Consider the following 11,711-nt stretch of genomic DNA (forward strand, 5'->3'; position numbering starts at 1 on the left):
GCTGGTGCGCAAGACCGGCACGACGGCCTTCATGCAGCCCGGCGGCAAGCCCGAGCCGGGCGAGACCCCGGACGAGACCCTCAGCCGCGAGCTCGCCGAGGAGATCGGAGTGCGGGTGGATCCCCACGATCTGCAGCCGCTCGGCGCGTACACCGCCGCCGCCGCGAACGAACCCGGCTTCGTCGTGGTCGCCGACGTTTTCGCGGCCGACATCGGCACGCAGCGCCCACGCCCCGCGGCCGAGATCGCCGAGCTCCGCTGGGTGACGCGGAAGGATGCCGAGGACCTCGAGGTCGCGCCGCTGGCGCAGCAGTACTTCCTCCCGGACTGAGCGGCGCGGCAGGCGAGCCGGGGCGCGCGGCCGCGCGCGGCCGTCAGCCGTCTCTGTCGTCGCTGCGGCGATCGGCTCGTCGCGGAGGGGCCTGGCCGGTGCGACGCGCGTGCCAGCTGCCGAAGAAACGACTGTCCTCGTCGCCACGGCGGACGACGCGGCCCACCACCAGTGCCACGCCCAGGCCGAGAACGACCCACACCGCGCCCAGCACGGCGACGAGCACGATCTCGCCCATCGATCCTCCTGCAGCGCTGCGCGGACCCGGTGGTGTGTCCTCGGTCGGTCAGGGACGCTCCCGCACGACACTTCCAACCTACTCGTCGGCGTGGACACAGCCGTGACACACCCCGCAAGACCGTCAAGCCGGCCGTGCCCGCCTTCCCCTTAGCATGGTCCCGTGATCTCACACCCGGATGGGGACGGACAGGGACGATCAGCGCAGGGGGAGCGCGCGGGCGTCGGGCATGCCCGAGCGTCGACGCCGCCCCCGGGCACGCCACGCACGTTCGACCGCCGCACCGTGCTGCGCTACGGGCTGATCGGGGCCAGCGGCGTGGCCGTCGCCGCGCTGGCGGGCCTGGCGATCGCGCGCAGCCAGGAGCCGGAGCTCGCGCCGACGACCCCCGGCGCCACCCCTCCCGCCACTGCACGCCCTGGCACATCCTTCCCCGTCGGCGTCTCCGACACCGGTCGCGGGTTCGTCGACGCGCAAGGCCGCCCGTTCGTCTACCTCGCCGACACGGCATGGAACGCCCCCAGCCGGATGACGCGCGAGGACTTCGAGACACTGGCGACAGCGCGCCGGGAGACCGGGTACACCGCTCTGCAGATGTCGGTGCTGGACTTCTCGCCGCAGGCTGACAACGTCTACGGTCACACCCCGTTCACGGCAACGGGGATGCTGGACTCGCCGCAGACCTCGGCCGACGGGGACGACTACTGGGGCCACATCGACTGGTGCGTTCAGAAGTGTCGAGACCTCGGTCTCGTGGCCTGCCTCGTCCCCTCGTGGTACGGCGGATGGGGCGATGGGTGGCGCGGGCACCTCACCACGCGTCGCGCCGGCAGCTACGGGAGTTTCCTCGCGGACCGCTACGGGCATCTCGACCACATCTGGTGGCTGCTGGGAGGCGACAACGAGCCGGATGCCACTGAGCAGTCCACCGCGGGCGTGCCCGGCGGTCTCGGCCGGGGTTCCCGCGTCGAAGCGACGAACGTCATGGGGAGGGCGCTGCAGGAGGGCGCGTCGGTTCCTCAGCTGATGTCGTACCACACGGCACGGCGCAAGACCGCGGAGGAGCACTTCGGCGGCGAGCCCTGGTACACGATCTCCGCCGCGTACAGCGGCGCCTACCCCGCCACCCAAGTCTCCGCAGAGTACGCGCGGGAGACGGTCAGGCCCGTCGTCCTCTGGGAGGCCTACTACGCAGGGCGGGAGGGGGAGCCCCAGCTCGACCGCCGCGCTCTCCGCGCCCAGGCGTATCACGCCTTGTTCGCCGGCGCCGCCGGGTTCTCATACGGCCACTCCTTCGTGTGGCGGGTGAGCGATGGCTGGAAAGAAGCCCTCGCCGACGACAGCGCGCGGGACATCGGGACGCTCGCTTCGCTGCTCGCCCGCCAGGGCGACGCTGAGCTCACCCCGGTCAGCGCGGACACGCCGGCCGGGCGCCTGCTCCCCGACGGCTATGGCACCCCCGAGAGCACCGACGCGGTCAGTGCGGCGACGCTGCCGGACGGCCGAGGGGCACTGGTGTACTTCGGCGAGCCGCGCGGCAACGTCCGCGTGGACACCACGGCGGTGCACCCGACGGCCGCCTTCGAGATCCACTGGGCGGATCCGGCGTCGGGTGCAGAGCTCTTCGTCTCCTCGGGCACCGCGGGCGCCGACGTCACCGTCGCGTGGCCCCCCGGCTGGACCGACGCGGTGCTCATCCTGCGGCGCTGACCCCCGCGGTCCGCTGCCGCATCCGCTGGTAGATCCCGATCGACGCCGGTCCCAGCGCGGAGTCCGACAGCCGCTCCGGCTGCACCCCGCGGGCGCGTCGGGCGAGCCTGCGCCGCTCCTCGGGATCGTCGATGAGCCGCGCCACCGCCGCCGCCATCTGGTCGACGTCGTCGCAGAGGTAGCCCGTCTCACCGTCGACGATCACGTCGCGGTTGCCGACGATGTCGGTGGCCACCGCGGGGACCCCCATCACCTGCGCCTCCATGAGCGAGATCGGCATGCCTTCCCACCTGCTGGGGAAGAGGAACACGTCCGATGCCGCGAGCTGCGCGACCACCTGATCGTGCGGAAGCCACCCGGTCACCCTCACCGGCGCGTCCCCGATCCAGCGCTCTCGCGCTTCCGCCGAGCCGTCGCCGATCCAGACGAACTCCGCCCGGCCGGCGAGCGCCCTGGCGATGTCCGCGAACCGGTCGGGCCCCTTCTGCTCTCCCAGTCGGCCGGATGCGACGACGAGGGGCAGGCCGCTCGCGCCGCCCGAGGCCATAGGGAGGCCGTCGACCGGTATGCCGTTGCGCAGCACATGCCGCCGTGAACCGCGCAGACGGTCACGGGCGACGGCATCCTCAGACTCCGACACGAGCACGAGTCCCGCACACTGCGGTTCCAGAACCCGCTCGAGCGTCAGCGCGACGACGTTGCTGAGCCGGGAGGAGGACTCGCGGAGGAAAGCGAACCCATGGGGAGAGTACGCCACGACGCTGCCCCGCGGCGCGACCCGTCCGAGCCGCCCGGCGATGCCGGCGAACGTCGAATGAAGGTGCACCACGTCGACATCGTCGCCGAGTCGCCGGATGGCACGGTGGAGCGTCTGCAACGCCGACACCCGGCCGCGGAACGCGAGCTCGACCCGGTGCACGTCGGGATGGAATCGGGCCTGCAGCTCGTCAGGCGACGGAACGGTCGCCTTGACGGGATACAGCACCGAGACGTCGTGCCCCAGCGCCGCCTGTCGGGCGGACAACGCCAGGAGCGCCGCGAGCACCCCGCCCACGAGCGTCTCGGTCACGTGGACGATCTTCATGATCCGACTCCCGGCCGCCTGTCGGTGGCAACGAAGAGCGCCAGGAAGAGCGGCAGCTGCGGCGTGATGTGTCTCACATACGACCCGAAGTCCGGTTCGAAGACCGACTGCACCATGAGAAAGGCCAGCAGGAACGCCAGTGGGATCACTCCGGGACCGGGCCTGCCGACGACGCGCGCGGAGCGCAGCGCCACGAGAACCCAGCACAGCGCCACGAAGAGGCCGGTGATCATCTGGAGGGGTTCCCCCGACAGGACCAGGGCCACCGGGAAGGCGATCGCGAGGATCATCACGACCGCGTTCAGCCACTGGATGGGGAGCGACTCCCCCGGGATCAGGTCGTCGATGCGTGTGGAGCGATCGATGTACAAGGCGTTGTTGGTGTCGGTGCGGAAGAACGTGAGGTCGGTGCCCAGCACGAGGTTGAACGCCAGGGTCATCGCGGCGAACCCGATCATGACGATGGGAACGAGCAGCCACGCCGAACGCAATCGGGGGATGAGCAGGCGCAGGGCCAGGTAGAGCACGAGGACCAGGAACCAGTACTGCCGCACGAACCCCGCGTAGAGCAGGGCAAGACAGATCCAGGTGACCTCGATGACCCAAGAGCGGCGCGCGAGCATGAGCACGATGACCAGGGGGAGGACGAAGAACTCTTTCGAGTACTGGGAGAGATAGACCGCCCCCAGCAACAGCGAACCTGCCACGACCGCCAGCTCAGGGAAGGACATGGCGGGGATGCCGCGCCATGTGATGGCGATGAGCACGCCCGCGGCGAACACGAGGTAGGCGAGGACCGGAAACAGGTTGGGGATGTCCGCCAGCCCGGTGACCCGGTACAGCCACGCGGTCGTCCCGTACGAGCTGGGTCCCTCGACACGGAGCGCGCCGCCGATGAAGCGGCGGATGATCGATTCGTCGAGGAACAGCTTGCCGGGCAGCAGCGCGTGGCTGAGCGCGGCGACGATGGCACCGAGCGCGAGCGTGGCACACACCAGCCAGTACTTGAGCGCATCCATCGGGGGCCCGCCGCCCGGGGCCCCCGCCCTCGCCTGTCGGCGCTCGGAAAGGGCCGTCATCGGCGCTGACCGGCCAGCCGGGTGGCGTCCGCCGTCGGACGACTCGCGGAGGCGGAGACCGAGGTGACCACCGTGGCGAGGTCGCCCGCGCGCGAGGCCCAGTCGTAGGCGCGCACGCCGGCCAGCCCACGGTCGGTCAGGCGTGCCCGCAGCTCCGGGTCGGCGTGAAGGTCGGCGACGGCCTGCGCGAGCGCCTGCGGATCGCCCGGCGGAATGAGCACCGCGCCCCCGATGTCGGTCGCGAGCTCGGTCTGGCCGGGAACGCGGGTGACGATGGCAGGCGTACCGGCCGCGGCGGCTTCGATGACCTTGAACGGAGACACCCCGGTGGCGCTGGCGGCGACGTCGCTTCGCGTCGCCAATGCCATCTCGGCTCCGGCGACGACAGCCGCCACCTCACTCTTCGAGCGGCGCCCGAGGTAGCGCACGCGCGGGTCGACGCTGTCGGCGACCTCACGGGCGAGGGGACCGTCTCCGATCACCGTGAGCGCGAGGTCAGCGGGCCAGCGCGGATCGGCGAGCGCCTGCAAGATCGTGTCCACGCCCTGCCAGGTGGCCATGTTGCCGAAGAACACCGCCGAGGGCTCGCGCACCTGATCGGCGTCCTTGCGCGCGCTCTCGAACAGTGGCAGGTCGACGCCGTTGGGGATGACCGTCACCGTCGGCTGCTCCCCTGCTCCGCGAACCGTGCCGACCCATTCCGCCAGCCCGGCGCTCGGCGTGACCACCGCCGTCGCCTCGCGGATCGAGGCCAGCGCGAGGTTCGTCAGCCACGGCGCGCGGCGCGTCCAGGGGTTCGAATCGTAGAGGTCGTCGAGGTTTCCCTGGACGAACAGCACGAGTGGCCTCCCGCGCCGGGTCCACCGCCGGCTCACCAGGGCCACGAACGGGCTCCACCGCGCCAGCAGCACGCCGCGCGGGCGCGCCAGCTTCGCACGGCCGACAACCGAGATGATGCGCCAGGGTTTGCGCAGCCGCCCCGGCAGCCACGACGGTCCGTCGGTCGACCGCGTGATCACGCGCAGGTCGAACAATTCGGGCGCGAGGCGCGCGAGGGTGCCGCGCAGATGAGCACCGGCCGCCGTGGAGTCCGTCGTCGACTCGACCCACAGCAGAGTGAGGAGGGTCTTCTCCCCCGACGACCCGCTCGGCGCGGAAACATCTTGACGCATGGCAATCCCCCAGAGTGCAGTGCGGTGCGGTCGGGGGGCGCGCGTGGCCACCCTATCCGAAACACCGGATCGCAGATAGCCCTTGCGGTTCCCTGCCTCCGGTGCGTATCGTCGGCGCAAGCCGGGGGGCTAGCTGGGGAACAGCTGGGGCAGTCTCCGTCGTGGCCTACGTGATGGGGAATGTATGGGCAGTCGTGACTACGCGCGGATCGTTCGGCGGTCGTGGATTCTGATCCTCGCTGTGACGCTCGCCGGAGCGCTCGCCGGGTGGGTCGCTGCTACGACCACGAAGCCGGTGTACTCGGCGACCAGCGTTGCGCTGATCACGAGCGAAACCGGGGCGAGCGTCAACGAGCTCACGCAGGGCAACGCGTTCACCGAGCGCCGCGTCAGCACGTATGCGAGCCTCGCCACCGAGCCGATCGTCACCTCGCGCGTGATCGAGGAGCTGGGCCTCGACGTGACGCCGGCCCAGCTCGCAGCCCGCATCGATGTGTCGATCCCGCTTTCCACCACGATGCTCGAGGTGACGGTCAGCGACTCGTCGCCTGCCATGGCGGCGAGCATCGCCAACGCCATCATCACGAACCTGTCGGTCGTGGTGTCGGAGGTCGAGTCGACCACCGGTGCGGTCGCGGCTGACGGCACGGTCCCGACGGCGATGACCCCGGTGAAGATGACGCAGGTGCGCTTCGCCGAGGCGCCCACGACGCCGATCAGCCCGAACGTCCTGCTCAACCTGGGCATCGGCCTGTTCGCGGGGCTTGCGCTGGGAACGCTGGCGGCGATCCTGCGCGAACTCATCGACACCCGGGTCCGCTCCACGGAGGACGTCGAGGCGGTGACCGACGCCCCGATCGTGGGGGCGATCCCGCAGATCTCCCGCGGCCGCGGTGAGGCGGCCCTCATCGACGACGGCCTCGGCACCCCGGCGGCGGAGTCGTTCCGCATCCTCCGCACCAACCTGCAGTTCCTCGACATCGACGGTCCCGCGACGTTCACCATCACGTCCCCCGGGCCCGGCGACGGAAAGTCCACGGTCGCGCTCAACCTCGCCAATTCGATCGCTGCGAACGGGTCACGCGTGCTCCTGGTCGAAGCGGACCTCCGCCGCCCGCAGATCCACGAGTCTCTCTCTTTGGAGGGCGGCGCCGGCCTCACCGACGTGCTCATCGGTCGCGCGCTCTTCGCCGAGGTGGTCCAGACCTGGGGATCGCCGAACCTGCACGTGCTGGCCTCGGGTCGGATACCGCCCAACCCGAGCGAGCTCCTGGGGTCGCGGCACATGCGCGATCTGATGGCCCACCTGCAGGATATCTACGACGTCGTGCTCTACGACACGCCGCCTCTCCTGCCCGTCCCGGATGCCGCGATCCTTTCCCGAAGCGTCGGGGGCGTGCTGCTGGTGGTCGCCGTGGATCGAACGAGACGTGACGCCATCCGGGCGGCCACGGCCTCTCTCGAGAAGGTCGGCGCACGTCTGGCCGGCACAGTGGCCAACCGCGTCACCGCGCGCGGCGCGACCAGTTACCTGACCGAGTCCTACCTGTCATTCGACGCAGGCGATCGCGATGCCGACAGCGCAGAGATGGACCTGCTGGAATTTCCGGACTTCGCCCGCCTCGATGGGGACGAGACCAAGCCGAAAAGCGGGAGCATGCCGGGGGGCGTGGCTTCCAGATCCGGGGATGAGACTCTCAGGAATTCGCGTGCGCGGTTCCGGGAGTCGGGGAAGAACGGCGGCGCCGAGACGCTGCCTTGACGCGCCCGCGCGGGCGCACCTGTTGAACGAACACGAGCCTTTTGGGGGGGAACGTGGCATTGAATCCGTTGGCGGCGCTGTCGACCGCCGAAGTGGCGGCCGTCGACTGGCGGCTCGCCTATCGGCGCATGCTGTGGCTGTCGGACTCCGTGGTGATCTTCATCGCGGTGTTCCTCTCGCAGTACGTGTGGTTCTCGGCGACGGTCGGGGACCACACCCGTCAGCTGGGTGATACCGCCCTCAGCTACACGTGGCTCTCCGTTGCGCTCATCGTGGGCTGGCAGGTGGCGCTGGCGGTCTCGGGATCGCGCGGCGAACGCGTCGTCGGGATGGGCATGTCCGAGTACCGACTCGTGATCAGCTCGGCCGTGCACCTCTTCGCAATCTTGGCTGTGGTGTCCTACCTCACGATGACGCCGGTCTCCCGGGGCTACATCCTGCTCGGGTTCCCGCTGGGCCTCGCCTGCCTCCTCATCACGCGCTACCTGTGGCGCCAGCGGCTCAAAGCTCACCGGCGGGCGGGCCGCGGCATGGCGCGGGCGCTCGTGATCGGCGACGACGAGGAGAACGCGCGCATCACGGCCGAACTCGACCGCAACCCCGAAGCGGGCTATCTCGTCGTCGGTCTCAGCGGCCCGGGAAGCCGTTCAGACTTCACGTGCCGTGGCGCGAGCGTACCGTTCCTCGGGCCGGCGGACGACGTCATCATGATGATGTCGATGGTGGATGCCGACACCCTCATCGTCGCCAGCGACGCGGCGCTGCCGGTGCGCAAGGTCAAGGAGATCAGCTGGCGGCTGAAAGCAGGCCGTCAGCACCTGATCCTCGTGCCGAGCCTCACCGACATCGGCGGCCCGCGCCTGCACACCCGGCCGGTAGCCGGGCTTCCCCTGGTGCACGTGGAGACGCCGCGGTACACCGGCCGCCAGAGATTGGTCAAGCGCACCGTCGACATCGTCGGATCCGTGATGCTCCTCATCCTGCTGGCTCCCCTATTCGTGATCCTCGGGACTCTGGTCAGGGCGTCCAGCGCGGGGCCGGTCTTCTACCGCCAGGAGCGGATCGGGAAGGACGGACGCCCCTTCCGGCTCATCAAGTTCCGCACGATGGTGCCTGACGCCGACGCCATGCTGACGCAGCTGCTCGCGGAGCAGGGCAAGGACGACGCCCCGCTGTTCAAGATCGAGCAGGACCCCCGCATCACGCCGATCGGGCGCGTGCTGCGCAAGCATTCGCTCGACGAATTCCCCCAGCTGCTGAACGTGCTCCTGGGAGACATGAGCCTGGTGGGGCCTCGGCCGCAGCGCTCAGGCGAGGTGGCGTTCTACGACTTCGCCGCCGAACGACGCCTGATCGTCAAGCCCGGCATGAGCGGTCTCTGGCAGGTGAGCGGACGGTCCGCCCTGTCATGGGAGGAGTCCCTCCGCCTCGACCTGTACTACGTCGAGAACTGGTCGCTGCTCGGGGACATCGGCATCCTGTTCCGCACTTTCCGCGCCGTACTCGCCCCGGGCGACACGGCCCACTGACCATCGCCATCGCGATGACACCCGGTCGCCGGCGACGCCGACCACACCAGAGAGGAGCGCGCCGACATGGCAGCTGAACCGACAACCGAAGTTCCCCCGAAAGCCGATATCCCCGTCGTCATCCTCTGCGGTGGCATGGGGACGCGCATCCGGGAGGCGAGCGAGAAGCTGCCCAAGCCGCTGATCGACATCGGTGGCAAGCCGATCCTCTGGCACATCATGAAGACGTACGAGGCGGCCGGCTTCCGACGTTTCATCCTGTGCCTCGGGTACAAGGGCGATCTGATCCGCCGTTTCTTCCTCGACTACGGAAAGTTCGAACGCGACTTCACCGTTCAGTTGGGCGCCGGCGATGAGTCAGTGGACTGGCACGGGCACACCCCGTCGGAGGACTGGGAGGTGACGCTCGTGGAAACCGGGCTGCTGACCGGCACCGGCGCGCGCGTGAAGCGGGTGCGCGAGTACCTCGACCAGCCGTTCTACATGATGACCTACGGCGACGGCATCGGGAACGTCGACCTCGACGCGCTCTACCGTCAGCACGTCGCCAGCGGGAAGATCGGCACGGTGACAGGCGTGCATCCCACGAGCCGGTTCGGAGAGATGCACGTCGACGGCGATGAGGTGACGGAGTTCAACGAGAAGCCGACGATGGCCGACGGGTGGGTGTCGGGCGGGTTCTTCGGCTTCCGTAGGGAGATGGTGGACACCTATCTCGACGACGACCCCGACCTGCTGCTGGAGAAGAAGCCGCTGCAGACGCTCGCCGCAGACGGGCAGATGGGGGTGTACCGCCACGACGGGTTCTGGATGGGCATGGACACCTACCGCGACTGGACGGAGCTCAACCAGCTCTGGGATACCGACAAGGCTCCGTGGAAGGTGTGGTCCTGACGTGAAGGTGATGGTCACGGGCACCGAGGGGTACCTCGGCTCGGTGCTGGCTCCCGAGCTCGCGCGCGCCGGACACGAAGTCGTCGCGGTGGACACCGGCTTCTACAAGGCGGGCTGGCTGTACAACGGCGTCGACTTCACACCGATGACCCTCGTGCGCGACGTCCGCTCGCTCACGGCCGACGATCTGCGCGGGGTCGACGCGGTCGTCCACATGGCGGAGCTGTCCAACGACCCCCTGGGGGAGTTCAACCCCGCATTGACGCGCAGCATCAACCACGCCGGCTCCGTGCGGCTGGCGACCCTCGCCAAAGAAGCCGGCGTGGGGCGCTTCGTCTACATGTCCTCGTGCAGTGTCTACGGCGTCGCCGAGGGGGTCGTGGACGAGAACTCCCCGATCGACCCGCAGACGGTCTACGCCGAGTGCAAGGCGATGGTCGAGCGCGACGTGCGGCCGATGGCCGACGAGTCATTCAGCCCGACGTTCCTGCGCAATGCCACCGCGTTCGGCGCGTCGCCACGCATGCGTTTCGACCTCGTGCTCAACAACCTCGCCGGACTCGCGTGGACGACGAGGAGAATCGCGATGACCAGCGACGGCACACCCTGGCGACCGCTGGTGCACGCCCTCGACATCGCCCGCGCGATTCGGATGACCCTCGAGGCCCCCGCAGAAGCGGTGAGGGGGCAGATATACAACGTCGGCTCCGACGAGCAGAACTACCAGGTGCGGGAGATCGCCGAGATCATCGGCGAAGCGCTCCCCGAGGCGGAGCTGAGCTTCGGCGCCAGCGGGGGCGACAACCGCAGCTACCGGGTGTCGTTCGACCGCATCCGCGAGGTGCTTCCCGGCTTCGAATGCGAATGGAATGCGCAGACGGGTGTCGAGCAGCTCCTGTCGGTGTTCGAATCCGTGGACCTCGACACCGACCTGTTCCTCAGCCGGGGCTTCACCCGACTCGCCCAGCTCGACTACCTGCGCCGCACCGGCCAGGTCGATGACGAACTCTTCTGGAGGATGCCGTGATCTTCACCCCCACCCCGATCGCGGGCGTGGCCATCGTGGATCTCGAGGCGCGCCAGGACGACCGCGGGTTCTTCGCCCGGGCGTTCGACCGCGCGGAGTTCGCCGAGGCAGGACTCGATCCCCATGTCGAGCAGGCCAACATCTCCTTCAATTACCGCGCCGGCACGCTCCGCGGCATGCATTTCCAGGTGGCGCCGCATGCCGAGAGCAAGCTCATCCGCTGCACGCGAGGCGCGATCGTCGACACAATCGTCGACATGCGCTGGGGGTCGCCCACCCGCCTGCAGCATGTGTCGATCGAGCTCAGCGCCGAGAACCGGCGAGCCCTGTTCGTCCCGGCCTACTTCGCCCACGGGTACCAGACGCTCGTCGACGAGACCGAGGTGAGCTACATGGTGAGCGGGGCATACGCCCCCGGCGCCGAACGCGGCCTGCGCCACGATGACCCGGCGCTCGGGCTCTCCTGGCCGCTCCCCGTCGCGGACGCGTCGCCCAAGGACATGTCGTGGCCGCTGCTGGACACCTGGACCAGCGAGCAACTCGCGGCCGTCTCGGGGGACCCGACGTGATCATCATCGACACCGCGCTGCACAAGCGCGAGGCCGAAGGGCGGCCGATCGGGGTCGCCATCGTCGGCGCCGGTTTCATGGGGCGTGGGCTTATCAACCAGATCACCCACAGCGTGCCGGGCATGCGCGTGAGCGTGGTGGTGAACCGCACGCTGGAGAAGGCCGAGGCTGCGCTGCGCGAGGCGGGGGTCACCGACGTCAGGCGCGCGGCGACCGCAGCGGAGGTGGATGCCGCCGTCGCCGCGGGGGCGGTCGCGGTCACGACCGACTTCCGCGCGGCGAACCACGCGGCATCCATCGACGCGGTGATCGAGGC

At 69.6% G+C, this 11,711-nt stretch carries 12 protein-coding genes; 8 read left to right on the plus strand and 4 right to left on the minus strand.

Annotated elements, in window-relative coordinates; translation table 11 throughout:
• Position 1 precedes the first annotated feature (1 nt).
• Positions 2–331 (plus strand): NUDIX hydrolase, encoded by a 330-nt coding sequence (locus tag NQ160_RS08085; protein ID WP_257514709.1) that lies wholly within the window; start codon positions 2–4, stop codon positions 329–331.
• Positions 332–374: 43 nt separating this feature from the next.
• Here the strand turns inward: NQ160_RS08085 and NQ160_RS08090 are convergent, their stop codons facing one another.
• Positions 375–569 (minus strand): hypothetical protein, encoded by a 195-nt coding sequence (locus NQ160_RS08090; RefSeq protein WP_257514710.1) that lies wholly within the window; start codon positions 567–569, stop codon positions 375–377.
• Between the two features lie 162 nt (positions 570–731).
• Here NQ160_RS08090 and NQ160_RS08095 point away from each other — a divergent pair, with 162 nt between their 5' ends.
• The gene (locus NQ160_RS08095) at positions 732–2,279 is read left to right on the plus strand and encodes an apiosidase-like domain-containing protein (RefSeq protein ID WP_257514711.1); all 1,548 of its coding nucleotides are present in this window, start codon (positions 732–734) and stop codon (positions 2,277–2,279) included.
• Here the strand turns inward: NQ160_RS08095 and NQ160_RS08100 are convergent.
• Genes NQ160_RS08100 through NQ160_RS08110 form a run of 3 tightly spaced genes read right to left on the minus strand, consistent with a single transcriptional unit; the run spans position 2,263 to position 5,614 of the window.
• Complete coding sequence (locus NQ160_RS08100; protein WP_257514712.1) at positions 2,263–3,363, minus strand: glycosyltransferase; 1,101 nt, start codon at positions 3,361–3,363, stop codon at positions 2,263–2,265. The two genes, NQ160_RS08095 and NQ160_RS08100, sit on opposite strands and share 17 nt — an antisense overlap.
• On the minus strand, positions 3,360–4,382 hold the full coding sequence (locus NQ160_RS08105; RefSeq protein ID WP_257514713.1) for a hypothetical protein: 1,023 nt from the start codon (positions 4,380–4,382) through the stop codon (positions 3,360–3,362). The genes NQ160_RS08100 and NQ160_RS08105 overlap by 4 nt, the downstream gene beginning before the upstream one ends.
• A gap of 56 nt (positions 4,383–4,438) precedes the next feature.
• The gene (locus tag NQ160_RS08110) at positions 4,439–5,614 is read right to left on the minus strand and encodes a glycosyltransferase family 4 protein (protein ID WP_257514714.1); all 1,176 of its coding nucleotides are present in this window, start codon (positions 5,612–5,614) and stop codon (positions 4,439–4,441) included.
• Between the two features lie 184 nt (positions 5,615–5,798).
• Here NQ160_RS08110 and NQ160_RS08115 point away from each other — a divergent pair, with 184 nt between their 5' ends.
• From NQ160_RS08115 to NQ160_RS08140, 6 genes are all read left to right on the plus strand, one after another.
• A complete protein-coding gene (locus NQ160_RS08115) occupies positions 5,799–7,376 on the plus strand; it encodes a polysaccharide biosynthesis tyrosine autokinase (RefSeq protein ID WP_257514715.1) in 1,578 nt (525 codons plus the stop codon).
• 53 nt (positions 7,377–7,429) lie between these two features.
• The gene (locus NQ160_RS08120) at positions 7,430–8,905 is read left to right on the plus strand and encodes a sugar transferase (RefSeq protein ID WP_257514716.1); all 1,476 of its coding nucleotides are present in this window, start codon (positions 7,430–7,432) and stop codon (positions 8,903–8,905) included.
• Between the two features lie 66 nt (positions 8,906–8,971).
• Positions 8,972–9,799, plus strand: coding sequence for a sugar phosphate nucleotidyltransferase (locus NQ160_RS08125; RefSeq protein WP_257514717.1), 828 nt, complete (start codon positions 8,972–8,974; stop codon positions 9,797–9,799).
• Between the two features lie 10 nt (positions 9,800–9,809).
• Positions 9,810–10,826, plus strand: a complete 1,017-nt coding sequence (locus tag NQ160_RS08130; RefSeq protein WP_257514718.1) for an NAD-dependent epimerase/dehydratase family protein — start codon at positions 9,810–9,812, stop codon at positions 10,824–10,826.
• Positions 10,823–11,395, plus strand: a complete 573-nt coding sequence (locus NQ160_RS08135; protein WP_257514719.1) for a dTDP-4-dehydrorhamnose 3,5-epimerase family protein — start codon at positions 10,823–10,825, stop codon at positions 11,393–11,395. The genes NQ160_RS08130 and NQ160_RS08135 overlap by 4 nt, the downstream gene beginning before the upstream one ends.
• The coding region (locus tag NQ160_RS08140) for a Gfo/Idh/MocA family oxidoreductase (protein ID WP_257514720.1) at positions 11,392–11,711 on the plus strand (320 nt) is incomplete at its 3' end. The genes NQ160_RS08135 and NQ160_RS08140, both read left to right, overlap by 4 nt.

This window comes from Microbacterium sp. zg.Y909 (assembly GCF_024626565.1).